The organism is Streptococcus oralis (assembly GCF_965111685.1).
GTDB lineage: Bacteria > Bacillota > Bacilli > Lactobacillales > Streptococcaceae > Streptococcus > Streptococcus oralis_B.
Genome location: NZ_OZ217340.1, coordinates 1,193,426 through 1,219,075 on the forward strand (window position 1 = coordinate 1,193,426; position 25,650 = coordinate 1,219,075).

Sequence of the window (25,650 nt, forward strand, 5' to 3'; positions counted from 1 at the left end):
CTTTTTAAGGATTGGATTTGTCCTCTTTAAAAACTTCTTTGAGGTAAGCATCGAAAACTTCTTCATCTGAAATGGTGTCTGATATAAAGCTTCCATTGCTAGTACGTTCTGACAAGTTGAGGTCTTGCAATCGGCTCTCATAGATTGTTCCCTTGTTAGATTGGACAAGAAGCGTTTGGAAGTTTTCTTCCATTTCTGTACTAAAGAGATCACCAACGAATCCTTGCTCTGCAACTGCTCCAGCCAAGAAGACACGGTGTGGCTTGTTTTTCAACTCACGCAAGACTTGTAGGCCTCGTTTGGCACGGCTGGTTGTTGGAATTTCGTCGATAGAAACACGTTTTAAACTACCGCGTTGGGTCAAGAGGTAGAAGGATGAGGTGTTACAGATAAAGGCAGCTTGAAGCGCATCATCTGCTTTCAGGTTCATAGCCTTGACACCCGCAGCCTTGGCACCAACAACCGGTACCTCTTCGATATTGAAACGAAGGGCGTAACCATTTTGACTAATCAAGAGAACATCATCCAGTTTGATCGGAGCTACTGCTACAATCTGGTCTGTCTCGTCTTTGAGCTTAGCATACTTGACTGACTTAGACTTGTAGGTCCGCCATGGAGAGAATTCTTTGCGTTCTACGCGTTTGATTTGACCAAGACGAGTCGCAGTAAAGTAGGTTGTCGCATCTTCAAACTGATCTACCACTTCTGCATAAAGGATTTCTTCATTAGTTTCGAAGTTTGTAATAGTCTGACTCAGATGCTCTCCGATGTCCTTCCAGCGAATATCTGCTAACTCATGGATTGGTCGATAGATGACATTCCCAAGAGTCGTGAACATCAAGAGGTGCTGGGTTGTCTTAGTAGCTTGAACAAAGATCAGACGATCATCATCACGTTTGCCAATTTCTTCCAGAGTGGATGCCGCAAAGGAACGTGGGCTGGTACGCTTGATATAACCTGCCTTGGTCACGCTGACATAGGTATCTTCCTCTGCGATGAGGCTGGCTGTATCAATCTCGATTACTTTTGCAGTGTCTTCTAAAGTACTCAAACGAGGAGTCGCAAATTTCTTCTTGACCTCACGAAGCTCCTTCTTCATGAGATTGTACATAGTCCGCTCATCACCGATAATGGCAGCAAGCATGGCAATCTTTTCACGAAGTTCTGCTTCTTCCTCCTGCAAGACAACCACGTCGGTGTTGGTCAAACGGTAAAGTTGCAAGGTAACGATGGCCTCAGCCTGCTCTTCTGTAAACTCATAGCTGACCTTGAGATTTTCTTTGGCGTCAGCCTTATTCTCAGAGGCACGGATAAGAGCAATAACTTCGTCCAAAATCGAAATCACGCGAATCAAACCTTCGACGATATGGAGACGTTTCTCAGCCTTTTCCTTGTCAAAGCGGGAACGTGCCAATATCACTTCACGACGGTGGGCAATATAGCTAGACAGGATTGGAACAATCCCGACCTGACGAGGTGTGAAATTGTCAATCGCCACCATGTTGAAGTTGTAATTGATTTGTAGGTCAGTGTATTTGAATAGATAGTTGAGAACGAGCTCGGTATTAGCATCTTTCTTGAGTTCAATAGCGATACGAAGACCGTCACGGTCAGACTCATCACGAACTTCGGCAATCCCAGCAACCTTGTTATTGACACGAACATCATCAATTTTCTTGACCAGATTAGCCTTGTTGATTTCATAAGGAATCTCAGTGATAACGATTTGTTCCTTACCACCTTTTAGCTTTTCAATCTCAGTCTTGGAACGAACAACCACGCGCCCTTTACCAGTTTCATAGGCCTTCTTGATTTCATCACGTCCCTGGATGATTGCTCCTGTAGGGAAGTCTGGTCCAGGTAAGAGCTCCATGAGTTTGTCCACCTTGGCTGTTGGGTGGTCAATCATGTAAACAGTCGCATCAATGACCTCTGCCAAATTATGCGGAGGAATATCTGTGGCATAACCAGCCGAAATACCAGTCGAACCATTGACCAAGAGGTTTGGAAAGGCTGCTGGTAAGACAGTTGGTTCTTTCTCCGTATCGTCAAAGTTCCAAGCAAAGGGAACTGTCTTTTTCTCAATATCCTGAAGAAGATAGCCTGCAATCTCAGACAAACGTGCCTCGGTATAACGCATAGCCGCCGGCGGATCTCCGTCCATAGAACCGTTGTTACCGTGCATTTCAACTAGAATCTCACGATTTTTCCAATCCTGAGACATACGGACCATGGCATCATAAATAGAATAATCACCGTGTGGGTGGAAATTCCCCATGATGTTACCGACAGACTTGGCTGACTTACGGTAGCTCTTGTCAAAAGTATTGCCATCCTTATTCATCGAATAAAGAATGCGACGCTGAACCGGCTTCAATCCATCACGAATATCTGGCAAAGCCCGGTCTTGAATGATGTATTTGGAGTAGCGACCAAAGCGCTCTCCCATGATGTCCTCCAGGGACATATTTTGAATGTTAGACATAAGATACAAAGGGACGATTCGGCTTGCCGAAAATTTCTGTAGAAAAATAGGAAATGGATGCAAGGTTCGATGAACCTAAGGCGATTTATCTTTTTTCCTAAGTCTTAGTCCCGTGTTCAGTTACAATAAGTAACCAAACTATCCTTTCTGTAGTTTAATGTGTTTAAAATCTGTTGCTTCGGTTAGTAATAAGGAATTTTTACACAGCATTTAGGGTGTGTTCAACTCCTTTCAAATAATGTAGAGTAGGTTTTACATTAAAATTGGTACTTGAGAAAAATATTCTTAGATACTATTTAAGTCATTCACAAACATTTATTTAGATTAAGCAAAAGCATCTATTCCCTATAGATTGTTCTTTCTTCTTTGAAGTATGTACAAATATAGACAAGGTAAATAAGAAATTATAGCAGTTGATATCAGCAAGATATCAAACACAAACTTTTGCCCTCGAAATAGCTCCTCCCAATGCATTGTATTAAGATAATGAAAAATTAAACCGAATAAATAACAGATACTGATAGGGAAGACTCTCCACTTGATTAATTTGTATAAATAATATAAGCGTATGGAGTGATAGATCGTGGAAGAAATAAGCATAGGGAAACAAAAAGAAATTAGAAAGAACGAAAATCTTAAAGCGCCATCAAAAAGCTCTGTGCGATCGATTGAAATAAGCCAAATATTACACATCGTTATAATGATCGGGAAAAATAATCCATACACCCTTTTATGTAACTTATTTCTATTAATTGCTAGAAATATAGAAGACACTAATACTAAAATTTGTACTCCTGGGAACCCCATGAAAAATATAGCAAATACATAATCTAGCATACTAGCTCAACCTTTCCTCAGCATACTGAATCATCTTATCCGCCACTTCCTTATCATAATCAAATCCCATCTTTTGAGCAAGGATTTGAGCTTCTTGGTGAAAAAGTTGCATAGTAGCAAATAAGGACTGAGTAAGTTTCTCTAAACTTGAGAAATAAAGCAGATTTGAGAATTGTTTCTCTTTCTCAGCAGGTAAATAGTTAAAGAGATACTTATAGTTCTTTCCAATATCAACTCTTCCCCTGTCACTGGATACCTGCCAAGCCAAGACCTTCAAGAGTTCTTGTTGACAAATCCCGTAGAGATGGTCCGTCGCATAGAGTAGTTGCTTGCGATGAATACCCTTAACCACATAGGCTGATACCCACCAAAATTCATTGCAGGCTTTTTCAAAATCTGTATGACTAGCGGGAGATGTCCAGTAACGTTGAGGACTCGGGTAATAAGGTTCAAATAATCCCTTCTTATCCTCTAAAACTGTGAACCCAGCCTCACTATCCACCCATTCTTGGATATAGTCTTTAGGGCAGAGGGTCAAATCAATCCGATTACCATCTTCAAAGAGCATGAGGTAGAGGCGACGGTGACCAAGGGTGACTTCTTGCTCAATAATGCGTTTGCCAAACCGGTACAACCAAGAAAGATCTCTCGTCAGATTATCTAAATCGTCCATGACATAGACCACATCATAGTCTTGAAACTCATCTTTTGGTGCTTTTGTATCAGTCCGTGAACCAGACATAGCGACAGCCTCGACTTTTAAACTTTCAGCTATTTGTAAAATCAGATTCATCATTTCTATTTTAGTTCTCATCTATATCACCGTCATTTAAAACAGGGTTAGGATTAGGAGTATCTTCTTGCTTTTGTTGTTGAAGATTCTGCACTCTTTTAATTTCAAGTTCTCCAAAGATAAATTGAACAATCGAACTGATACCGACAATTGTTACTAAAATAATAATTCCTACTTCTGATTGCGTTAGTAGCATTAAAAAATTCACGATTGATAAAATCATCAAGATCCATGCATTGGTTCTTAGAATTTTTGAATAGTTACTAGGGTAATATTGTAGATGTCTTTTGCTTTTATAAACAGATATAAAACCAAAAACTAGACTGACAGGTATGAAAATATAGACGACATAAACATAAAATAGCAATCCTGCATAAAGATATGATCTAAATGGATTATCAAATACTATCACACCAAAAGTCACTAGGGTCAATAATAAAAAGTTTAGATAACGGCTTTGCTCTGGTTTCCCTTGCTTGGCAATTATAAACATAATTGCGCCTAAAGCAAAGACTACAAAGAGAAAAGGAAAATCAAGCAATATACTGAACATAATTTTACTCTTCTTATAAAAACTAAAAATAACAGTGGTCGATTAGCCTAGATCAATCCTTGAGACTGACGCCATTTATCATAGGTTTCAATGTCTGTTTTGACCATATTCATACAAAGTCCTACAACAGCCATATCATCCAAGTAGCCTGCTAGGGGAATGAAATCTGGAATAATATCAATGGGAGCAAGGAAATAAATAAGTGCACTTAAAACAGCTAAAATAGTCCCATAAGGAACCGTGGTGTATTTCCCTTGGACATAATTTTTCACTAAAGAAATCATGACTGGGATCATCGAAAATTTCTTTCCAACAAATGGCATATCGTTAATTTTTTGCTCCAATCGATATAAAAAATCATCTAATTCATCTTTATTATTTAATAAAGCCTCAGATTTTCCATAACCACTTTCAAGAGCTTCTTTTACTTGTTCTTCGTTAATATTGTTAGACATTTTTATTTCTCCATAGATTCTCTATATTAATTTTATATTTTTAAAACACTGTCGCTTCTTCCATCGTAAACTTGACATTGTCTTCAATCCAAACGAAATCTTACTTTGCTTATTAGCTGAAATAACCTAATGTTTAGTTAAAATTAAAGATTAACCTTTTTGTCATTTTACTGATCTTTTTTAAATTCGAAGCCTTGACCATTAGTAGCAGAAAGTCCGTCTGAATTAAATATTTCAAGATGAATTGTATCTTTATCTTTCTTTTCAACCTGATATCGAATTCCATTATCATCAACTAAGTTTACAACCGAATCTTTACGATCCTTTACTTCTAGATCCTCAGCTATTTTGCTTTCACCACTTAAAATAGTCCACTTCCCACTTTCTTCTTTAAATTCATACTTAGAATTTGTTTGATTACTAGTCCATGTACCTTTTAGCCAGGCCTCCTTCGAGGCACAAGCAGATAAAATAACAGCCATAAAAGCAACTAATAGAACAGCATATATTTTTTTCATCATAACTCCTTTGTAATTCTAAAATTTATTAAAATACTGTCGCTTCTTCAAGCGTAAACTTGACATTATCTTCAATCCACTTACGGCGTGGTTCGACCTTGTCTCCCATGAGGACATTGACACGGCGTTCGGCGCGTGCTAAGTCTTCAATCGTGACACGGATAAGAGTGCGGGTTTCAGGATTCATAGTCGTCTCCCAGAGTTGGTCCGCATTCATCTCACCAAGACCTTTGTAGCGTTGGAGAGTGGCTCCTTTGCCAAATTGCTTGCGGAGTTCTTCTAGCTCTCCGTCCGTCCAAGCATAAGCTACTTCTTCTTTCTTGCCTTTGCCTTTGGACATCTTGTAAAGAGGCGGAAGGGCGATATAGACATGTCCTGCCTCAACTAGCGGACGCATGTAACGGTAGAAGAATGTTAAAAGAAGAGTCTGAATATGGGCACCGTCGGTATCGGCATCGGTCATGATAATAATCTTGTCATAGTTAGCATCTTCAAGAGAGAAGTCTGCTCCCACACCCGCACCAATGGTATAAATCATGGTATTGATTTCTTCATTTTTGAGGATATCCGCCATCTTGGCCTTGGCTGTATTGATAACCTTACCTCGAAGTGGCAAGATAGCCTGGAACTTACGGTCACGACCTTGTTTGGCAGAACCACCGGCAGAGTCCCCCTCAACCAGGTAGAGTTCATTTTTTGCAGGATTCTTAGACTGGGCTGGGGTCAATTTTCCAGACAACAAGCCCTTGTCTTTCTTGTTTTTCTTACCATTTCGGCTCTCATCACGCGCCTTGCGAGCCGCCTCACGCGCATCACGCGCCTTGATAGCCTTGCGAATGAGATTGGAAGCCAGTTCTCCATTTTCCATAAGGAAGAAGGTCAACTTATCAGCCACAATTCCATCCACAACCGGACGAGCTAGTGGACTCCCCAGTTTATCCTTGGTCTGACCCTCAAACTGGAGGTGTTCTTCAGGAACGAGAATAGAAAGAACGGCTGCTAGTCCCTCGCGGTAGTCTGACCCTTCAAGGTTTTTATCTTTTTCCTTGAGAAGTCCTGTCTTACGCGCGTAGTCATTCATGACCTTAGTAATGGCTGACTTGAGTCCTGTCTCATGTGTTCCACCATCTTTAGTACGAACGTTATTGACAAAGGATAGAATGTTATCTGAAAATCCATCATTGTACTGGAGGGCAACTTCCACTTGAAATCCATTGTCTTCGCCTTCAAAGTATAGAACTGGCGTCAAGGTTTCCTTGTCTTCGTTGAGGTAAGAAACAAAGTCCTGCACCCCATTTTCATAGTGAAACTCGATCGCTTCTTCTGTTCGCTTGTCAGTTAGAGACAAGGTCACATTTTTCAAGAGAAATGCTGACTCATTGAGGCGCTCTGAAATGGTATTGTACTTGAAGTCTGTCGTAGAAAAAATCGTCGCGTCAGGCATGAAGGTAACTTTGGTACCTGTCTTAGACTTAGGTGCCGTACCAACTTTCTTCAAGGTTGTGACTGGTTTTCCACCATTTTCAAAACGTTGCTTGTAGACTGTACCGTCACGAGTGATTTCTACTTCTAACCAACTAGAAAGGGCATTAACAACGGATGATCCAACCCCGTGGAGACCTCCAGATGTCTTATAGCCCCCTTGACCGAATTTTCCCCCAGCATGAAGAATAGTAAAGATAACCTCAACTGTCGGAATCCCCATAGCGTGCATACCAGTTGGCATCCCACGTCCATGGTCTTGAACCGTTAAACTACCGTCTTTATTAATCGTCACATCGATGCGATCACCAAATCCAGATAAGGCTTCATCGACTGCATTGTCGACAATTTCCCAGACTAAATGATGGAGACCAGCACCATCGGTCGATCCGATATACATCCCTGGACGTTTACGGACCGCATCCAACCCTTCTAGCACCTGAATGGCGTCATCATTATAATTGTTAATATTGATTTCCTTTTTTGACACAAGGAACCTCCTATTTGTTCATCTTTTCTATTTTACAGGTTTTCTAGCGATTTTGCAAAGTTTTTCCCATTCAGCTGTCACAATTTCACAGGATATTCTCTGACTTTCTATACCATTTCATGGTATAATAGTTCTATGATGACATTTGTATTATTAATTCTAGCTTATTTGCTAGGTTCGATTCCGTCTGGTCTATGGATTGGACAAATCTTTTTTCAAACAAATCTGCGTGAACATGGTTCTGGAAACACCGGAACGACCAATACTTTCCGAATTTTAGGTAAGAAAGCGGGTATGGCAACCTTTGTGATTGACTTCTTTAAAGGGACCTTGGCCACTTTGCTTCCTATTCTTTTCCACCAACAAGGTGTATCACCTCTTGTCTTTGGACTTTTGGCTGTCATTGGACATACCTTCCCTATCTTTGCAGGCTTTAAGGGGGGCAAGGCTGTCGCAACTAGCGCTGGAGTTGTTTTCGGATTTGCGCCTGTCTTCTGTCTCTACCTAGCAGTCGTATTCTTTGGAACCCTCTATCTTGGTAGTATGATTTCCTTGTCTAGCGTTGCCGCTTCTATCGCAGCCGTTATCGGAGTTCTCCTATTTCCACTATTTGATTTTATCCTAAACAGCTATGACCCTCTCTTCATTTTGATTATCCTAGCACTTGCTAGCTTGATTATCATTCGTCACAAAGATAATATCACACGTATCAAAAATAAAACTGAAAATCTCGTTCCTTGGGGACTAAACTTGACACATCAAGATCCTAAAAAATAAAACGCCAGTTTAAACTGACGTTTTTTTGTATGCTTATTTTGACTTGATGTAGTTGATACCGTCTGCCTTAGGCGCAACTGCTTTTCCAAAGAAGGCTGCCAAGACAAGGATGGTCAAGACATAAGGTGCGATTTGAAGATAAACCGCAGGCACTCCTTGTAGGAAAGGTAATTGAGAACCGATAACAGCCAAACTTTGTGAAAGTCCAAAGAAAAGACTGGAAAGCATAGCACCAATTGGGTTCCATTTACCAAAGATCATCGCAGCAAGGGCGATAAATCCAGGACCAACAATAGTTGTCACTGAGAAGTTAACTGAGATTGATTGAGCATAAATCGCTCCGCCAATTCCACCTAGGAAACCTGAAATAACAACCCCTAAATATCGCATCATGTAGACATTGATCCCCAAGGTATCCGCTGCCTGAGGGTGTTCACCAACAGAGCGAAGGCGAAGACCAAAACGTGTCTTAAAGAGAATAAACCATGCAAAGAATGAGAAGGCAGTCGCGATATAACCTAGTAGACTGGTTGACTTGAAGAAGATATCTCCAATCACTGGGATGTCAGCCAAAACTGGGAAATCAAAACGTCCAAAAGTCTGGCTTAAGTTATCCGTTTGTCCTTTGTTATAAAGAACTTTAACCAAGAAAACCGCTAGGGCAGGAGCCATCAAGTTCAATACTGTACCACTGACAACATGGTCCGCACGGAAATGAACTGTAGCGACTGCATGGATGAGGGAGAAAATAGCTCCCACGATACCAGCAACTAACAAGGAAATCCAAGGAGTCGCTGCTCCAAGTTGTTCTGCAAACTCAAGGTTAAAGACAACCCCAGAAAAGGCTCCCATAACCATAATTCCTTCAAGACCGACGTTAACGACACCACCACGTTCAGAGAAAACCCCTCCGATACTCGTAAAAATAAGTGGTGCTGAGTATATCAGCATAGAAGAGACCAAGAGGGTGAGTAATGTTGTAATAGACATCCTTACTTACCTCCTTTAACTTGTTTTTTAGGTTTGACAAAGCGTTCGATAATGTAGTGAACACTGACAAAGAAGATAATGGACGCTGTTACAATGCTAACAAGCTCAGACGGAACTTGCGCTGCGTTCATACCTGGTGCTCCTACTTGCAAAACTCCAAATAAGAAGGCTGCAAAGAGAATTCCAATTGGTGAATTTCCAGCAAGCAAACTAACTGCCATCCCGTTAAATCCGATAGCCAATGATGATCCCTGAACGTAAACGTTTTGGAAGGTTCCAAGACCTTCGACAGCTCCACCAAGACCAGCCAAGGCACCAGAGATAATCATTGATAGGATGATTGTACGTTTTGCTGAAATACCAGCGTACTCTGAAGCATGGGGATTGAGACCAACTGCGCGAATTTCAAAACCGAGAGTCGTTTTCTTGAGCAAGAACCAAATCACACAAACAGCAATGATTGCAAAGAAGATTCCGATATTCATACGAGAATTTCCAGTCAACTCTGATAACCATGGTGTCTGGTATGTAGCATTGGCACTAACACGAATCGTTGAGTCTGTACTTTGCATAATATCTTTAGGAAAGGCATGAATAAAGGCATTTCCCACATACAATACAATGTAGTTCATCATGATGGTCACGATAACCTCTGACGTACCGAGATAGGCTCTGAGGATACCTGGAATCGCACCAACAATTCCACCTGCGATCAAAGCAATGATTACTGTCAATGGAATCAACACGAGACGAGGCATATCTGGATTTGACAAGGCAAACCAACCACTGAGAATCCAGCCTGCCAAAGCCTGACCAGGAAGTCCGACGTTAAAGAAACCTGCACGACTGGCAACTGCGAAACCTAGACCTATCAAGACAAGAGGACCCATGGCACGGAAAATTTCTCCAATCCCACGGAGGCTACCAAAAGCTGTATAGAACAACTCCTCATAGCCCCAGATAGCATCATATCCGAAGATCCACATGACAATGGCTCCGAGCAAGATTCCTAAGAATACGGAAATCAAGGGAACCGAAATTTGTTGTAATTTTTTAGACATCACTCTTCTCCTTTCCCAAGTTTCCACCTGCCATCAAGACACCAAGTTCTTGTTTGTTAGTCGTTTCTGGCGATACAATACCTTGAATCTTACCATCGTGAATAACAGCAATTCGGTCTGAGACATTTAAAATCTCATCCAATTCAAAGCTGACAACAAGGACAGCCTTCCCGTTATCACGTTCTTCAATCAAACGTTTGTGGATATATTCAATGGCACCGACATCCAAACCACGAGTTGGCTGACTGACGATAAGGAGATCAGGATCACGATCAATCTCACGAGCGATAATCGCTTTTTGTTGATTTCCTCCTGAAAGAGCTGCTGCTGGAACAAATTCACTTGCCGCACGAACATCAAATTCTTCCATCAATTTCTTAGCATGTGAAGTGATATTGGCATAGTTCAAGATACCATTCTTGCTGAGTGGTTCTTTATAGTAGGTTTGAAGAGCGATATTTTCTGAAATCATCATCTCCAAAATCAAGCCATCACGGTGACGATCCTCAGGAACGTGCCCCACGCTTAGTTCTGTAATTTGTCGAGGATGCATCCCTACGATTGATTTGCCTTTTAATTCAACGCTACCTGATTCAACCTTACGAAGACCAGTAATGGCTTGAATGAGTTCAGATTGACCATTGCCATCAATACCTGCAATACCGACAATTTCACCAGCACGAACATCCAAAGAAAGATTCTTCACAGCTGGTACACCACGGTTTTCATTGACAACTAGGTCTTTGATAGACAAGACCACTTCTTTTGGTTGTGGTGCTTGTTTTTCCGTTTTAAAGGAGACTGAGCGTCCAACCATCATTTCCGCCAAGTCCGCATTTGTTGCCCCTGCGATTTCAACCGTCTGGATTGATTTCCCGCGACGGATAACCGTCACTCGATTCGATACCGCACGAATCTCATCCAGTTTATGGGTAATCAAAATGATGGACTTCCCTTCTTTGACAAGGTTTTTCATGATTGCCATCAACTCATCAATCTCTGAAGGAGTCAATACGGCTGTAGGTTCGTCAAAGATAAGGATATCAGCACCACGATAGAGTGTTTTCAAGATTTCTACACGTTGTTGGGCACCAACGGAAATATCCGCCACCTTAGCAGCAGGATCCACTGCCAAACCATAACGTTCAGAAAGAGCCTTGATTTCTTTAGTAGCACCAGCTATATCTAGAACACCATTTTTAGTGATTTCACTCCCCAAAATGATATTCTCAGCTACTGTAAAAGCCTCAACCAACATAAAATGTTGGTGAACCATCCCAATTCCAAGACCAGCGGCTTTAGATGGTGAGTCTAGTTTTACAACCTGACCATTCACCACAATTTCACCACTCGTTGGCTCAAGAAGTCCTGCCAGCATATTCATCAGAGTAGATTTACCCGCTCCATTTTCTCCTAAAAGTGCATGAATTTCACCTTTTCGCAGTTGCAAGTTGATTTTGTCGTTTGCTACAAATTCACCAAACACCTTGGTAATATCCCGCATCTCAATGACATTTTCGTGTGCCATATGCTCTTCCTTTCAGAGGTTTATTTTATTTCAATAAAACCTGCTAATCACATTAACAAGCTCTATTGAGACAAAAATTGCCTCAATTCTTAAAGAAGCGACCAATGGCCGCTTCCTAAGAAATGACTTTTATCCATTATTTTTCAGGAACTTTTACGCTTCCGTCAAGGATTTTAGCTTTTGCATCTTCAACAGCTTTTTTACCCTCTTCTGAAAGGTTTGTTACTGCTAGCTCAACCCCTTTATCTTTCAATGAGTAAACAATCACTTGTCCACCAGGGAATTCACCTTTTTCTGTTTTGTTGGCAATATCTTTTACAGTTGTACCAACTTGTTTCAATGTAGATACAAGAACAAAGTTAGATTCTTTACCATCTTTAGAAGTGTATTTACCTTCTGCTGCTTGGTCACGGTCTACACCGATAACCCAAACTTTTTCGTCTTCATTTTTGTTTTCGTTCAATGATTTTGCTTCAGCAAAGACACCAGCACCTGTACCTCCAGCCGCTTGGTAGACAACGTCTGCACCGGCAGCGTATTGAGCTGCTGCAATTGTTTTACCTTTGGCAGCATCACCAAATGAACCAGCGTAGTCAACTTGGACTTTGATAGATGGGTCTACTGATTCAACACCAGCTTTGAATCCAGCTGCAAAACGTGAAATAACTTCAGATTCGATACCACCTACAAAACCAACTTGTTTTGTTTTCGTAGTTTTCGCTGCTGCAACACCAGCAAGGTAAGCTGCTTCGTTATCCGCAAATCTTACGCTCGCAACATTATTTTGACCTTCAATCACATCATCAATCAAGACATAGTTTAGGTCAGAGTGGTCCTTTGCTGCTTCCTCAACTGCATTGTGAAGGGCAAAACCAACACCGAAGATCAGGTTGTAACTTCCAGCCGCTTGTTGCAAGTTGTTAGCATAGTCTGCTTCGCTTGTTGATTGGAAGTAAGTATAACCTTTATCTTTAGAAAGATTGTGTTCTTTACCCCAGTCTTGCAAACCTTCCCAAGCTGATTGGTTAAATGATTTGTCATCAACACCACCAGTATCTGTTACGATCGCTGCTTTGGTCTTCATTTCAGATGAAGATGAAGCTGCGTTACGAGAAGAGCGGTTACCACATGCAGCAAGTCCAACTGCTGCTACTGCAACTAGACCAAGGCCTAGCCATTGTTTCTTGTTCATTACTGAACCTCCTAAATATGATGTGCAACGATGTTGCAAGTATGGATTGATTGGCCACAAGGACCGCGTCACTCAGAGAGTGGCCAGACTAGTTTAAGTCTGTAAATGAGTATGGAAGTAACTCCCCGACCGTCATCTCGACCGTCGATCTATCTTTAGCGACTAATGTCACTTTTAGATCTTGTTCAAAAAATTCAACCATGACCTGGCGGCAAGCACCACATGGCGAGATGGGTTTTTCAGTTTGTCCGTAGACAATCAATTCTGAAAACTCTCGTTGCCCCTCAGAGACTGCTTTAAAAATAGCAGTACGTTCTCCACAATTAGTCAAGGGATAACTAGCATTCTCGATGTTCACACCCGTATAAATACTACCATCCTTAGCTACTAAAACAGCTCCAATAGGAAAATGAGAATAGGGTACATAGGCTTGTTTGCTGGTTTCAATTGCTAGTTCAATCAACTCAGTAGTCGCCATCTGCTAATTCTCCTTTTAAAATTGCAACGCCAGCTGATGTTCCGATACGGGTAGCGCCCGCTTCCACAAAGGCAACGGCATCCGCATAAGAACGAGCACCACCAGCTGCCTTAACTCCCATATCTGGCCCGACCGTTTTACGCATCAACTTAACATCCTCTATAGTGGCACCACCAGTTGAAAATCCAGTTGATGTTTTAACAAAGTCAGCGCCTGCTTTCTGGGATAATTGGCAAGCCACAACCTTTTCATCGTCTGTCAACAAGCAAGCTTCAATAATGACCTTAACCAACTTGTCACCACTTGCTTCTACGACAGCACGTATGTCCGATTCAACCAAATCCAGATTACCTGATTTGAGAGCACCGACATTGATAACCATATCAATCTCATCTGCTCCATTTTGGATGGCTTCCTTGGTTTCAAAAGCTTTTAAAGCTGAAGTTGTCGCTCCCAAAGGAAAACCAACTACTGTACAAACCTTTACATCTGAGCCATCAAGCCCTGTTTTTGCATGTTTAACCCATGTGGGATTGATACAAACACTGGCAAAGTCATATTCACGCGCTTCAGATAGCAAACGATCAATTTGTTCTTGACTTGCATCTTGCTTTAAAAGCGTATGATCGATGTATTTGTTTAATTTCATATTCGGATTCCTCTCTTTTTCATGAGATGATTTCAATTATTTCCTGCAAACGTTTCACTCTATCATTTATTTTAACATATTTTTGGAATTCTGTAACTAGTTGAGGGGAAATTTTTCCATTTGTATAAACTTTTGCGACAATTTCTCCCTTTTGAACGGAGTCACCGACCTTCTTCTCAAAAACGATTCCAGTTTCATAGTCCAAGTCATCAGTCTTGACTGCACGACCAGCTCCCAATCTCATGGCATAGAGACCAAATTCCATCGCTGGAAGGGCTGAAATGACACCTGACTCTTGAGCCGGGATATCAACTACATGCGCCACCTTGACTGGGCGATAGAGATCTTCTAAATCACCGCCTTGAGCTGCTACCATTTCTTCAAACTTATCCAGCGCTTGGCCATTTTCAAGGTGTTGACGAACTTCTTCAACTGTCTTCTCAACATTTGCCAAACTAAGCATAATCTGAGCTAGTTCACAAATAAAGTGACTAATATCTTCTCGGCCTTTTCCTTGAAGGATTTCAATTGCTTCTAGGATTTCGAGACGATTGCCAATGGCTCGTCCCAAGGGTTGGCTCATATCGGTAATAACTGCTACTGTCTTTCGACCAACAGCCTTACCCAAATCAACCATGGTTTGAGCCAATTCACGCGCCTCATCAACTGTCTTCATGAAGGCACCCTCACCGACCGTTACGTCTAGCAAAATAGCATCCGCCCCAGCAGCAATTTTCTTGCTCATTACAGAACTCGCAATCAAAGGAATCGTGTCGACAGTCGCCGTCACATCACGGAGGGCATAGAGAAGTTTATCTGCTTTAACAAGCTGATCTGACTGCCCAATAACAGATACACCAATGTCCTGTACCTGACGAATGAAATCTTCTTGACTGCGCTCCACTTGGTAACCCTTGATTGCTTCCAACTTATCTAGGGTTCCTCCAGTATGCCCTAGTCCACGACCACTCATTTTTGCCACAGGCACACCAAAGCTAGCAACAAGGGGAGCTAAAATCAAGGTCACCTTATCACCTACACCACCAGTAGAATGTTTGTCAACTTTTACCCCATCAATAGCTGACAAGTCAAACTCCTGACCTGTCTTAACCATATTCATCGTCAGATCAGAAATCTCACGTGTGGTCATTCCTTTAAAATAAACAGCCATAGCAAAAGCTGACATTTGATAATCTGGAACAGTTCCAGCCACATAGCCTTCTACCAGCCATCTGATTTCAGCTGCAGTCAGTTCCTGACCTTCTCGTTTCTTTTGGATTAAATCAACTGCTCTCATTCTTTCACACTTCTAAGGATATAATATCCCTTATCTTTCTTTACGATTTCACAATTTCCAAAAACGTCTTCCATCTTGCTTTTGGCACTAGGGGCACCCTGTTTTTTCTGAATAACGATTGTTAAGTCGCCATCGTCTTCCAGAAAATCCTTACTCTTTTCGATAATCTCATGAACAACTTGCTTGCCCGCTCGAATCGGCGGATTGGAAATAACATGGTCAAATTTCCCTTCAACTTGCTCATAGATATTGGATTGGAAAATCGTTGCTTCTACTTTATTACGTTCAGCATTTTGTCGCGCTAAGTCCAAGGCACGATTATTGATATCGACCATGGTTACCTGAACTCCATAAGCCTTGACCAATGACAAACCCAATGGCCCATATCCACAGCCCACATCAAGGATCGTCTCTCCTTCATTGACCTCTAGGCACTTGAGCAAGAGCTGACTCCCAAAGTCAACCATTTTCTTGCTAAAAACACCCGCATCCGTCAAAAAGGTCATGTTTTCTCCCAACAACTCCACTCTCAACTCATGAATGTCGTGAGCAGCATCAGGATTTTCTGCATAATACATTTTACTCATAAAACTATTTTACCATAATTTGGCTTGAATTGTAAATCGTTTACAAAGTGATGATCAAATGAAAAAGACTGAAGAATCCTAGTCAAAAAACCTTTTCTTCAATCTCTTTCAGCTCTTATAAACGAATGATAAAGCATGTAGGAGCAGATATCTCATCGTCTATAGTCTGTAATCAGGCACATTTTTATTATTGCTTAACCTTCAAATGCTTAATCATCAACAGAATTCCCAACAAGCTGTTTAGATAAAAGCCCAACTGATAAGTTTGTGTCAAGATTTCCAAACTTGTCCAAAGTCGTATCAAATCTTCTAGTGACATACGGAATAGATATCCTTCTGTAGCAATCCACAAAATCAAAAATAGATAACTAGCAGCAGCAAGCCATTTCGTCCACTGCTTTTTTACTAGCCAAGCAATCAAGAGTGAACAGATAAAGATAACTGTTACAAGAAGATGATCCATTAAGAAGGTAAAACCGTAATAGGTTTCTACAAAGCGTCTACCATTATCAGCATTTGCTCCCCTTATAAAAGGTAGTGTAAAACTTAAAATAAAACAGAGTTCCAATATGTAACATCTCAAGATTTTCATTATATACCTCCTATAAGTTGCGAACTAAAAAGCCCACTTTTAATAACTGATAAGTCTTCAAAAACAATTCCCTATCTCATCATTAAATTATTCAACCTCCATCTACCTCTATTATACGATATTGACTTACTACCATCAAGGAACCGCTTTATTTTTTTAGCTTTTTATGGTATGATAGATAAAATATTTAGGGGAAAACAAATGACCAACGAATTTTTACATTTTGAAAAAATCAGTCGCCAGACTTGGCAATCATTGCATCGCAAAACGACCCTCCCTTTGACAGAGGAAGAGTTAGAATCCATCAAGAGTTTCAATGACCAGATTAGTCTGCAGGACGTAACGGACGTCTATCTTCCCCTTGTCCATCTTATCCAAATTTACAAACGCACCAAAGAGGATTTATCCTTCTCTAAGGGGATTTTTCTCCAAAGAGAGAGTAAACCTCAACCCTTCATTATTGGAGTTTCAGGAAGTGTCGCTGTAGGAAAATCAACAACTAGCCGACTTCTGCAAATCCTTCTCTCTCGTACAGTTACTGATGCTACTGTAGAGCTAGTGACAACGGATGGCTTTCTCTATCCCAATCAAACCTTGATAGATCAAGATATATTAAATCGCAAAGGTTTTCCTGAAAGTTATGATATGGAAGCCTTGCTGAATTTTCTTGACCGCCTAAAAAATGGCCAAGACGTTGATATTCCTGTCTATTCTCATGAGGTTTATGATATTGTTCCTGGGGAGAAACAACGTGTCAAAGCTGCTGATTTTGTCATTGTCGAGGGGATTAATGTCTTTCAAAATCCTCAAAATGAGCGTCTTTACATCACCGACTTCTTTGATTTTTCCATCTACGTAGACGCCGCTGTCGAAGACATTGAAAGCTGGTATTTAGACCGATTTTTAAAACTTCTCAGCTTTGCCCAAAACGATCCAGACAGCTACTACCACCACTTTACGCAAATGCCGATTGGAGAAGTTGAAGCCTTTGCACATCAGGTTTGGACCAGTATTAATCTCTCAAATCTACAAAACTATATCGAACCAACAAGGAATCGCGCCGAGGTCATTCTCCACAAGACTAAAAACCATGAAATCGATGAAATTTACCTAAAAAAATAATTTCCCCTTGTCAAAACATAAGTTTTCAGATATAATAGTATAGTTAGTAAATATGGAGGTAAGAACATTGGCAAACATTAAATCAGCTATCAAACGCGCTGAATTGAACGTTAAACAAAACGAAAAAAACTCAGCTCAAAAATCAGCTATGCGTACTGCTATCAAAGCTTTCGAAGCAAACCCTTCTGAAGAACTTTTCCGTGCTGCTAGCTCAGCTATCGACAAAGCAGAAACTAAAGGTTTGATTCATAAAAACAAAGCAAGCCGCGATAAAGCTCGTCTTTCAGCTAAACTTGCTAAATAAGAAACAGTCCATAGAGGCTGTTTTTTTGTCCTCTAATCAGAAAAGGTAGAAAATGAAAATCGCAATCATAGGATATTCTGGAGCAGGCAAGTCAACTCTAGCTGAAAAGTTTTCAAACTACTACTCCATCCCCAAACTGCATATGGACACACTCCAATTTCAACCTGGTTGGCAAGACAGTGACCGCGAATGGATGTTGGGCGAGATGAAAAACTTTCTCACAAAGCATAAAGCTTGGGTTATCGATGGCAACTACTCTTGGTGCTATTACGAGGAAAGAATGCAAGAAGCTGACCAAATCATCTTTCTCAACTTTTCACCATGGACTTGTCTCTTTCGAGCCTTTAAACGGTATCTCACATACCGAGGAAAGGTCAGAGAAAGTATGGCAGCAGGCTGCCCTGAACGCTTTGACTGGGATTTTATCCGATGAATTCTCTGGGATGGGCGGACAAAGAATGCTAAAGAACGCTATCAACGGGTTCAAGAAACCTACCCTGAGAAAGTAATTGTCCTCAAGTCGCAAAAGGAGATGGATTACTTCTTAGAAAATCTCGCGCATAACAAGAAAAACCAACGTGTATAACGTTGGTTTTTTGCTTTTACCCAATCACACTTCCGTTTGGTACAGCTGGATCAACTGTGAGAAGGGTTAACTTGCCTTCATGTTCAGCTGAGAGGGGTACATCAGAATAAGTATTTCATAAAACTATTAAACTCGAAAAAAAGCCCAAATGCTATCTGATTACTGAACATTTCACCTACTAATGAGAAACACTTGCCTCTACTCTATAATAATAAAAATCTTCATCATAATTTCCAGCTGATTGAGTAATAATTAATCGCGGCCGTGAGCTATCTGATTGATCACCCATTGGATTTTTAAAACCTATTTTAAACAATCCAATAGCAGCACTCGTATGACCACTTTGTAAACTAACATATGGAACACTGCTCTTCTTAGATGAATCTTTTATTACTTTAATCCTATTTCCATCCCCAGTTGTTCCATCAGAATTAATTATCAATTCCTTACCGCGACCATTCCTCCATTTTCCAACAAGTGTTGAAATATCTCCATTTTCAATCGCTTCAATATCTAAGTCTACTTCTGAAATTGTATTTTTTTGGTATATTTCCCACCAACCCACTTTATATGGTCTAAGATAACTTTTTCCATAAAGAATTCTATTTTCTTGAATTTTCTCATTATCTGGTCCAGTTTCATTAGCAGGAATAAATGTTAGCACTAATTCTTGCCCAATAATTGCATTTTTATTATCCCCTACAAAATAGACTTCATAATAACCATTATTTTTCTTCGGTTTTTTACTTTTATCTAGCTTGAATTGAGCATGTGTAGAACCACTCCAAAACAGCCAATTTCCCTCTTGTTTGGATATTTTGGGGAAGACTGAGGTTTTATCTTCAAAATAATCTTCAGGACTGTACCCATACAAAGTAAAGTTTGATTCCGCTATTGCTTTTTCTAAATAGTCATTAGAATATGTCCCTTCAAAAGCGCTTAAATCTCCTTGAAGAATATTATCCTTACTATTTTTAAAATAATCAGTCCTACTAGCAAATACCATTTCATGATTCTTATTTCCGTCTGATAAGGTAATTACCGTTAAAATGTTAGATGAATCATCTACATTATTAACTAAAATAGAGATTTTAAAATCCTTATTTCCATCTGATTTATTAAATTCTGTAACAGAAGACCTATTGTTGCCATCTTTCTTCCAATCCGTAGAAAAGTCTCCAAATACATTACCTTCGTCTGTATTATATAAAATTCTCCAATTTTGATCATTTTTAGCAACAGTAGCTTTCTCACCTGTAGAAGAAATATAATCACCTGAAATATCCTCAAAATCTGATTTTATGACTTCAGTAGTAGTTGATTGCACTTCTTGATGTTTACTTTCTTTACGATTTATAAATAAAGAAAACAAAAGAAAAATAGCAAGTAGTAAAACAACTCCTAAATAAAGAATAGCATTTTTCTTCATTCCCAATCTCCAAAATATTATTTATTTTAGTAAAAAAACAGTTTTTCTATACGAAAAATAGAAAACTGTTTTTATCTATAGATTTTACCCAATCACACTTCCGTTTGGTACAGCTGGATCAACTGTGAGAAGGGTTAATTTGCCATCATGTTCAGCTGAGAGAATCATCCCTTGACTGACATATTTCTTCATCATCTTACGTGGTTTGAGGTTGGCAACGATTTGGACTTTCTTGCCGACCAATTCTTGTTCGTTTGGATAGTATTTTGCAATACCAGAAAGAATTTGACGATCTTCACCATCTCCAGCATCCAAGCGGAATTGAAGCAACTTATCAGAACCTTCTACTTTAGAAACTTCTTTTACTTCTGCGACACGGATTTCAACCTTATCAAAATCTTCAAACTTGATTTCATCCTTGTTTAGTTTGAGTTCAACTTCATCTGGATTCCATTCTTTTTCGACTGCTGGTTTGTTGCCTTCCATTTGTTCCTTGATATAGGCAATCTCTTCTTCCATGTCCAGACGTGGGAAGATTGGTGTTCCTTTGGCAACAACAGTCACATCTGCAGGGAAATCTGCCAAGCTCAAGTTTTCTAGGCTAGAAACTTCTGCTAGACCAAGTTGTGCCAATACAGCGCGACTAGTTTCCATCATAAAGGGCTCAATCATGTGAGCTACAACACGAAGGCTGGCTGCCAAGTGGCTCATGACACTTGCCAATTGGTCACGGTGCTCTTCATCCTTAGCCAAGACCCATGGGGCTGTCTCATCGATGTATTTGTTGGTACGTGAGATAAGTGTCCAGACTACTTCAAGGGCACGTGGGTAGTCAACTGCTTCCATGTGAGTATGGTAGTCAGTGATAGATTGCTCTGCTACTTGTGCAAGAGCATGGTCAAACTCTGTTACACCCTCTACATAGGCAGGGATTTGCCCATCAAAATACTTGTTGATCATGGAAACCGTACGGTTAAGGAGGTTTCCAAGGTCATTGGCCAATTCATAGTTGATACGGCCGACATAGTCTTCTGGAGTGAAGGTTCCATCTGAACCGACTGGAAGGCTACGCATGAGGTAGTAACGAAGTGGATCCAGTCCATAACGTTCTACTAGCATTTCAGGGTAAACGACATTCCCTTTAGACTTAGACATCTTGCCGTCTTTCATGACGAACCAACCGTGGGCAATCAAGCGGTCAGGCAATTTCATATCCAACATCATGAGAAGAATTGGCCAGTAGATAGAGTGGAAACGAAGGATGTCTTTCCCTACCATGTGGAAGACCGTTCCATTCCAGAACTTGTCGTAGTTAGCATGATCGTCTTGCCCGTAACCAAGAGCAGTCGCATAGTTAAGAAGGGCATCAATCCAAACATAGACAACGTGTTTTGGATTTGATGGGACTGGCACGCCCCAGGTAAAAGTTGTACGAGAAACTGCCAAATCTTCTAAACCTGGCTCAATGAAGTTTTTCAACATTTCATTGAGACGGCCATCTGGAGTGATAAAGTCAGGGTGCGATTTGAAAAATTCAACCAAACGGTCTTGGTATTTGCTGAGGCGAAGGAAGTAAGACTCTTCAGAAACCCATTCCACTTCGTGACCTGATGGAGCAATACCGCCAGTTACATTACCAGCTTCATCACGGAAAACTTCCGCAAGCTGACTTTCTGTAAAGAATTCTTCATCTGAAACTGAATACCAACCAGAATATTCACCTAGGTAGATGTCATCTTGAGCAAGTAAACGTTCAAAGACTTGCGCCACTACTTTTTCATGGTAGTCATCCGTCGTACGGATAAATTTATCGTACGAGATATCAAGTAATTGCCAGAGTTCTTTGACGCCAACCGCCATGCCGTCAACATAAGCTTGAGGTGTGATGCCAGCTTCTTCCGCTTTTTGCTGGATTTTTTGACCATGCTCATCAAGACCTGTTAGATAAAAGACATCGTAGCCCATGAGGCGTTTGTAGCGAGCTAGGACATCACAAGCGATGGTTGTGTAGGCAGAACCGATATGAAGTTTACCAGATGGATAGTAAATCGGTGTTGTAATATAAAAATTCTTTTCAGACATAATTTTTCCTTTCCAGGCAAATGAAACCTGTTTTTCTAACACTTCATTATATCATATTTTCGGTGATTTTCGATAGGAAAATCCAGACAAAAACAAGACAGACAAATGTCCATCTTGTTTCTCCTGTTCTATATCTTATTCATAACGAAGGGCTTCGATTGGATCGAGCTTAGAGGCTTTATTGGCCGGCAAGACTCCGAAAATCATCCCAACACTTGCTGACACAGCCAAGCTAAAGAGAGCGATTGGGAGGGAAACCCCAACTTCAATACCTGCAATCATGTTTTGAAGCAGTACTCCAGCTAACATGGTCATTCCAGCAGCAATCCCAAGACCGATGACACCACCTAGCAAGGTCAAGATCATGGATTCAATCAAAAACTGAACTAAGATATTAGCCCGTGTAGCTCCGAGAGCCTTACGCAAACCAATCTCACGCGTACGTTCTGTCACCGAAACCAGCATGATATTCATAACACCAGTTCCCCCGACAAAGAGAGAGATTCCTGCGATGGCACTGATAACAGTGGTCATAAAACCAAATAGTTGTTGTACCTCTTGGAAGGCGGCAGTGGCGTCCGCAACTTGGTACTCCCCTTGCTGAAGACCTGCAATCTCAGTCAGTTTTCGAGCCAACTCTGGACCCAAGGTCTGCGTTAGACTAGTATCATTGACACGAAAGACGATGTTCGAGATTTCATCAGTATTAAAATTGGCTGCGAGAGAGATATTGGTCGTAATTGGAAGACCACCAATCCCAAAGGCTTTAGCAGTTTTGGCTTCATTGCTTGTATAAACGCCAATCACACGGTAACTAAATTCATTGACAGAGATGACTTGATTAACCGCAGCTTCTGGACTATCAAACAAACTCTTGGCTAGTTCTTCGTCCAGCAAAATCACACTAGCAAATTCCTTGTAGTCTTGCGGTCTTAGACTTCTACCCGCAACGATTTCATTTTCAACTGCGTTCATGTAGGTGCTATTTCCACCAGTCAAAGTCGCTCGTTCAACCTTCTTATCCTTATAAGACAGGGTGACGTTGGTCGAGTTAGTGACATAGTAACTGTCTACTCCTTTGAGTTTAGCAGCCTCCTTGACCCAAGACTCTAGTGGTTTTGGCGGTTCAACATGAACATCCTCTTCTTTCCCACTGACTGTCAAAGCGGATTGTTTCTGCGTAAAGGAGCCGTCCTTGCTTTTTATAGGAGAGAAAAAGACATGGATATCCTTCTGTGATTTGGTCATGTTTTTATTGACCTGACGAGACATGGAGTCTCCCAGAGCCATTATGACAACGACAGACGAAACTCCGATGATAATCCCGATCATGGTGAGGAAGGAACGCATCTTGTGGGCCATGATGGATGAAAAGGCAAATTTCAGATTCTGCATCTTAGTTTTCCTCCTTTTCTACCTGAGCACTGTCAGACGAGATGACCCCATCACGAATGACAATTTGGCGTTTGGCATAGGCAGCAATCTCAGGCTCGTGCGTGACCATGATAATGGTTTTCCCTTCCTTATTTAACTCCACCAACAGTTGCATGATTTGATTCCCTGTCTTGGTATCCAAGGCTCCTGTCGGTTCGTCTGCTAGGATGATAGAAGGATTATTTACCAAGGCACGCGCAATCGCTACACGTTGCTTTTGACCACCTGATAACTCTGACGGCAAGTGAAGGCTACGATCTGTCAACTCAACCTTTTCCAGAAATTCCTCCGCCATTTTCCGACGTTTGGAAGCCGGAACTCCAGCGTAAATCAAGGGCAATTCGACGTTTTGAAGTGCATTGAGCTTGGACAAGAGAAAGAACTGCTGAAAGACAAAGCCGATTTGCTGATTGCGGACCTTGGCCAGTTGTTTCTCTCCAAGACCTGCCACTTCTTGACCTTCAAGGTAGTACTCTCCACTGGTTGGTGTATCCAACATTCCGATGGTATTCATCAACGTAGACTTACCAGAACCAGATGGTCCCATAATGGCAACAAACTCACCTTCATGAACTTCTAGATTGATATTTTTAAGGACCTGCAGTTCTTGGTCACCATTTCGATAACTCCTGCAGATATTTTTGAGACTAATTAGTTTCTTCATCAGCCTTCACCTCTTTTCCTTCTTCCAAGGAAGATGTTGGATTACTGATGACCTTGGCTCCGTCTGTCACACCTGAAGTAATTTCTTGGTTGTCTGCGTCGGCATTCCCCAATGTAACTTCTACCTTCTTCGCTTTCTTCTGGTCGTCTACAAGCCAGACATAATTTTTGTCATTTTCGGTAACAACACTTGTCAAAGGAACAAGGATGGCTTTACTCTTGTTCTTAACTTCAACACTGACAGAGAAACCTTGTTTCAACTCACCAATTTCGCTAGTCACATCAACAGTATAAGGGTACTTAGAGCCAGCATTTCCTCCAAGGGCTGCATTCGCTGCTTCTCCATTGTTCTTAGGATAATCAGAAATATAGCTGATTTTACCAGTCCAGCTCTTATCTTGATAAACCTTCGAAGTAAAGGTAACTTCTTGCCCAACAGAAAGGTTAGCAAGGTTGTATTCAGACAACTCTCCTTTGACCTGCAAGTTTTCATTACTTACGACATGTACTACCACTTGGCTATTACCTGTTGGCGATTTGGAAACATTACGATTAACTTCAACTACAGTCCCTTCTAGTGTACTTAGGACAGTTGCGGCATCTAGCTGAGCTTGAGCCTTGTTGAGTTGAGCAACAGCATCTGCACGGTTATCCTTGGCATCACTGATTTGAGAATCAATAGAAGATACTGAAGAAGTCGCTGCTTGCGCTTGTTCTGGGAGTCCAGCTTCAGTTGGAACCTGTGGGGAAGCTGGTGCAGCTGATGCATTTTCACGTGCTTTGTTTAACTCCTCGATATGACGATCTGCCTTTGCAACTGCACGATCAGCTGCATCGTAGGCAGCTTGAGCATCTGCACTGCTGTATTTGACCAACGCTTGTCCTTCTTCGACCTTGTCCCCGACTGAAACGAGAATTTCATCTAAATCTCCCTTACTAGCATCAAAATAAACGTATTGTTCATTTTTTGCTGTAACCGTACCTGACAAGAGAACCGATGAAGCAACGGAACCTTCCTTAGCAGTAACGATATGAGAGGTTTCATCCTTGACTGCTGACTGGGAAGGTTGTCTAAAAATCAAAATCCCCGCAGCACCGATAACAATAGCACTGGCAACACCAATCGCTGTGTATAATTGCCATTTTTTTGCCTTCTTATTTCTTTTCATTTTTAAGCTCCTTTATTCTTTTGCCTTACAAAAACCATTATATCAGAAACACCAAGCTCAAACAATAACAGTTCAGATGGAAACAATGACAATTCAG

At 41.0% G+C, this 25,650-nt stretch carries 22 protein-coding genes and 2 pseudogenes; 4 read left to right on the forward strand and 20 right to left on the reverse strand.

Annotated elements, in window-relative coordinates:
- Positions 1-4 precede the first annotated feature (4 nt).
- The 6 genes and pseudogenes from parC to parE all read right to left on the reverse strand — a co-directional run bounded on the left by parC (position 5) and on the right by parE (position 7,613).
- On the reverse strand, positions 5-2,485 hold the full coding sequence (gene parC, locus ACLV7H_RS06305) for a DNA topoisomerase IV subunit A (protein ID WP_411866698.1): 2,481 nt from the start codon (positions 2,483-2,485) through the stop codon (positions 5-7).
- Between the two features lie 838 nt (positions 2,486-3,323).
- On the reverse strand, positions 3,324-4,136 hold the full coding sequence (locus ACLV7H_RS06310) for an aminoglycoside 6-adenylyltransferase (protein ID WP_411866699.1): 813 nt from the start codon (positions 4,134-4,136) through the stop codon (positions 3,324-3,326).
- Positions 4,126-4,668, reverse strand: coding sequence for a hypothetical protein (locus ACLV7H_RS06315; RefSeq protein WP_411866700.1), 543 nt, complete (start codon positions 4,666-4,668; stop codon positions 4,126-4,128). The genes ACLV7H_RS06310 and ACLV7H_RS06315 overlap by 11 nt, the downstream gene beginning before the upstream one ends.
- A 116-nt stretch (positions 4,669-4,784) precedes the next feature.
- Positions 4,785-4,883 (reverse strand): annotated as a pseudogene (locus ACLV7H_RS06320) (YkvA family protein); the annotation flags it as partial.
- A gap of 407 nt (positions 4,884-5,290) precedes the next feature.
- Positions 5,291-5,641: a hypothetical protein gene (locus ACLV7H_RS06325; protein ID WP_000725494.1), complete on the reverse strand. Its 351-nt coding sequence runs from the start codon at positions 5,639-5,641 to the stop codon at positions 5,291-5,293.
- 28 nt (positions 5,642-5,669) lie between these two features.
- On the reverse strand, positions 5,670-7,613 hold the full coding sequence (gene parE, locus ACLV7H_RS06330) for a DNA topoisomerase IV subunit B (RefSeq protein WP_084849788.1): 1,944 nt from the start codon (positions 7,611-7,613) through the stop codon (positions 5,670-5,672).
- A gap of 135 nt (positions 7,614-7,748) precedes the next feature.
- On the opposite strand from parE, the gene plsY reads away from it, so the two are divergent.
- Positions 7,749-8,390, forward strand: coding sequence for a glycerol-3-phosphate 1-O-acyltransferase PlsY (plsY, locus tag ACLV7H_RS06335; protein ID WP_084849789.1), 642 nt, complete (start codon positions 7,749-7,751; stop codon positions 8,388-8,390).
- Between the two features lie 33 nt (positions 8,391-8,423).
- Here plsY and ACLV7H_RS06340 read toward each other — a convergent pair whose 3' ends face one another.
- From ACLV7H_RS06340 to ACLV7H_RS06380, 9 genes are all read right to left on the reverse strand, one after another.
- The gene (locus tag ACLV7H_RS06340) at positions 8,424-9,380 is read right to left on the reverse strand and encodes an ABC transporter permease (protein ID WP_084849790.1); all 957 of its coding nucleotides are present in this window, start codon (positions 9,378-9,380) and stop codon (positions 8,424-8,426) included.
- Between the two features lie 2 nt (positions 9,381-9,382).
- On the reverse strand, positions 9,383-10,441 hold the full coding sequence (locus ACLV7H_RS06345) for an ABC transporter permease (RefSeq protein WP_000038682.1): 1,059 nt from the start codon (positions 10,439-10,441) through the stop codon (positions 9,383-9,385).
- Entirely contained in the window at positions 10,434-11,969 is a 1,536-nt protein-coding gene (locus ACLV7H_RS06350) for an ABC transporter ATP-binding protein (RefSeq protein WP_000929834.1), read from the reverse strand. The genes ACLV7H_RS06345 and ACLV7H_RS06350 overlap by 8 nt, the downstream gene beginning before the upstream one ends.
- Before the next feature lie 136 nt (positions 11,970-12,105).
- Positions 12,106-13,161, reverse strand: a complete 1,056-nt coding sequence (locus tag ACLV7H_RS06355; protein WP_001036151.1) for a BMP family protein — start codon at positions 13,159-13,161, stop codon at positions 12,106-12,108.
- Between the two features lie 88 nt (positions 13,162-13,249).
- Positions 13,250-13,639 carry a cytidine deaminase gene (locus tag ACLV7H_RS06360; RefSeq protein WP_411866701.1) on the reverse strand — a complete coding sequence of 130 codons (390 nt, stop codon included), beginning with the start codon at positions 13,637-13,639 and terminating at the stop codon, positions 13,250-13,252.
- Complete coding sequence (gene deoC, locus ACLV7H_RS06365) at positions 13,626-14,288, reverse strand: deoxyribose-phosphate aldolase (protein WP_045591050.1); 663 nt, start codon at positions 14,286-14,288, stop codon at positions 13,626-13,628. The genes ACLV7H_RS06360 and deoC overlap by 14 nt, the downstream gene beginning before the upstream one ends.
- Before the next feature lie 19 nt (positions 14,289-14,307).
- Positions 14,308-15,585 (reverse strand): pyrimidine-nucleoside phosphorylase, encoded by a 1,278-nt coding sequence (locus ACLV7H_RS06370; RefSeq protein ID WP_045591049.1) that lies wholly within the window; start codon positions 15,583-15,585, stop codon positions 14,308-14,310.
- Positions 15,582-16,172, reverse strand: a complete 591-nt coding sequence (locus ACLV7H_RS06375; RefSeq protein WP_411866702.1) for a class I SAM-dependent methyltransferase — start codon at positions 16,170-16,172, stop codon at positions 15,582-15,584. Before ACLV7H_RS06375 ends, ACLV7H_RS06370 begins: the two co-directional genes overlap by 4 nt.
- 187 nt (positions 16,173-16,359) lie before the next feature.
- Complete coding sequence (locus ACLV7H_RS06380; protein ID WP_411866703.1) at positions 16,360-16,764, reverse strand: hypothetical protein; 405 nt, start codon at positions 16,762-16,764, stop codon at positions 16,360-16,362.
- Positions 16,765-16,965: 201 nt separating this feature from the next.
- On the opposite strand from ACLV7H_RS06380, the gene coaA reads away from it, so the two are divergent.
- The 3 genes and pseudogenes from coaA to ACLV7H_RS06395 all read left to right on the forward strand — a co-directional run bounded on the left by coaA (position 16,966) and on the right by ACLV7H_RS06395 (position 18,776).
- Positions 16,966-17,886: a type I pantothenate kinase gene (gene coaA, locus ACLV7H_RS06385; protein ID WP_411866704.1), complete on the forward strand. Its 921-nt coding sequence runs from the start codon at positions 16,966-16,968 to the stop codon at positions 17,884-17,886.
- Between the two features lie 67 nt (positions 17,887-17,953).
- Positions 17,954-18,190 carry a 30S ribosomal protein S20 gene (gene rpsT / locus ACLV7H_RS06390; protein WP_001274000.1) on the forward strand — a complete coding sequence of 79 codons (237 nt, stop codon included), beginning with the start codon at positions 17,954-17,956 and terminating at the stop codon, positions 18,188-18,190.
- A gap of 52 nt (positions 18,191-18,242) precedes the next feature.
- Positions 18,243-18,776 (forward strand): annotated as a pseudogene (locus ACLV7H_RS06395) (DNA topology modulation protein).
- Between the two features lie 178 nt (positions 18,777-18,954).
- Here the strand turns inward: ACLV7H_RS06395 and ACLV7H_RS06400 are convergent.
- From ACLV7H_RS06400 to ACLV7H_RS06420, 5 genes are all read right to left on the reverse strand, one after another.
- Positions 18,955-20,205 (reverse strand): DUF6287 domain-containing protein, encoded by a 1,251-nt coding sequence (locus tag ACLV7H_RS06400; RefSeq protein ID WP_411866705.1) that lies wholly within the window; start codon positions 20,203-20,205, stop codon positions 18,955-18,957.
- 84 nt (positions 20,206-20,289) lie between these two features.
- Positions 20,290-22,287, reverse strand: coding sequence for a methionine--tRNA ligase (gene metG / locus ACLV7H_RS06405; RefSeq protein ID WP_045591032.1), 1,998 nt, complete (start codon positions 22,285-22,287; stop codon positions 20,290-20,292).
- Positions 22,288-22,422: 135 nt separating this feature from the next.
- Entirely contained in the window at positions 22,423-23,682 is a 1,260-nt protein-coding gene (locus ACLV7H_RS06410) for an ABC transporter permease (protein WP_001180394.1), read from the reverse strand.
- 1 nt (position 23,683) lies between these two features.
- Positions 23,684-24,385: an ABC transporter ATP-binding protein gene (locus ACLV7H_RS06415; RefSeq protein WP_045591028.1), complete on the reverse strand. Its 702-nt coding sequence runs from the start codon at positions 24,383-24,385 to the stop codon at positions 23,684-23,686.
- Positions 24,369-25,553 (reverse strand): efflux RND transporter periplasmic adaptor subunit, encoded by a 1,185-nt coding sequence (locus tag ACLV7H_RS06420; RefSeq protein WP_045591025.1) that lies wholly within the window; start codon positions 25,551-25,553, stop codon positions 24,369-24,371. The genes ACLV7H_RS06415 and ACLV7H_RS06420 overlap by 17 nt, the downstream gene beginning before the upstream one ends.
- Positions 25,554-25,650: the final 97 nt, after the last annotated feature.

Coding starts and splice junctions, on each gene's coding strand:
- ACLV7H_RS06375 (WP_411866702.1), bottom strand. CDS start 16,172: ATGAGTAAAATGTATTATGCAGAAAATCCTGATGCTGCTCACGACATT.
- ACLV7H_RS06360 (WP_411866701.1), bottom strand. CDS start 13,639: ATGGCGACTACTGAGTTGATTGAACTAGCAATTGAAACCAGCAAACAA.
- deoC (WP_045591050.1), bottom strand. CDS start 14,288: ATGAAATTAAACAAATACATCGATCATACGCTTTTAAAGCAAGATGCA.
- metG (WP_045591032.1), bottom strand. CDS start 22,287: ATGTCTGAAAAGAATTTTTATATTACAACACCGATTTACTATCCATCT.
- ACLV7H_RS06420 (WP_045591025.1), bottom strand. CDS start 25,553: ATGAAAAGAAATAAGAAGGCAAAAAAATGGCAATTATACACAGCGATT.
- ACLV7H_RS06310 (WP_411866699.1), bottom strand. CDS start 4,136: ATGAGAACTAAAATAGAAATGATGAATCTGATTTTACAAATAGCTGAA.
- plsY (WP_084849789.1), top strand. CDS start 7,749: ATGATGACATTTGTATTATTAATTCTAGCTTATTTGCTAGGTTCGATT.
- ACLV7H_RS06325 (WP_000725494.1), bottom strand. CDS start 5,641: ATGAAAAAAATATATGCTGTTCTATTAGTTGCTTTTATGGCTGTTATT.
- ACLV7H_RS06355 (WP_001036151.1), bottom strand. CDS start 13,161: ATGAACAAGAAACAATGGCTAGGCCTTGGTCTAGTTGCAGTAGCAGCA.
- ACLV7H_RS06400 (WP_411866705.1), bottom strand. CDS start 20,205: ATGAAGAAAAATGCTATTCTTTATTTAGGAGTTGTTTTACTACTTGCT.
- ACLV7H_RS06410 (WP_001180394.1), bottom strand. CDS start 23,682: ATGCAGAATCTGAAATTTGCCTTTTCATCCATCATGGCCCACAAGATG.
- ACLV7H_RS06415 (WP_045591028.1), bottom strand. CDS start 24,385: ATGAAGAAACTAATTAGTCTCAAAAATATCTGCAGGAGTTATCGAAAT.
- coaA (WP_411866704.1), top strand. CDS start 16,966: ATGACCAACGAATTTTTACATTTTGAAAAAATCAGTCGCCAGACTTGG.
- ACLV7H_RS06345 (WP_000038682.1), bottom strand. CDS start 10,441: ATGTCTAAAAAATTACAACAAATTTCGGTTCCCTTGATTTCCGTATTC.
- ACLV7H_RS06340 (WP_084849790.1), bottom strand. CDS start 9,380: ATGTCTATTACAACATTACTCACCCTCTTGGTCTCTTCTATGCTGATA.
- ACLV7H_RS06350 (WP_000929834.1), bottom strand. CDS start 11,969: ATGGCACACGAAAATGTCATTGAGATGCGGGATATTACCAAGGTGTTT.
- ACLV7H_RS06315 (WP_411866700.1), bottom strand. CDS start 4,668: ATGTTCAGTATATTGCTTGATTTTCCTTTTCTCTTTGTAGTCTTTGCT.
- ACLV7H_RS06380 (WP_411866703.1), bottom strand. CDS start 16,764: ATGAAAATCTTGAGATGTTACATATTGGAACTCTGTTTTATTTTAAGT.
- ACLV7H_RS06370 (WP_045591049.1), bottom strand. CDS start 15,585: ATGAGAGCAGTTGATTTAATCCAAAAGAAACGAGAAGGTCAGGAACTG.
- parC (WP_411866698.1), bottom strand. CDS start 2,485: ATGTCTAACATTCAAAATATGTCCCTGGAGGACATCATGGGAGAGCGC.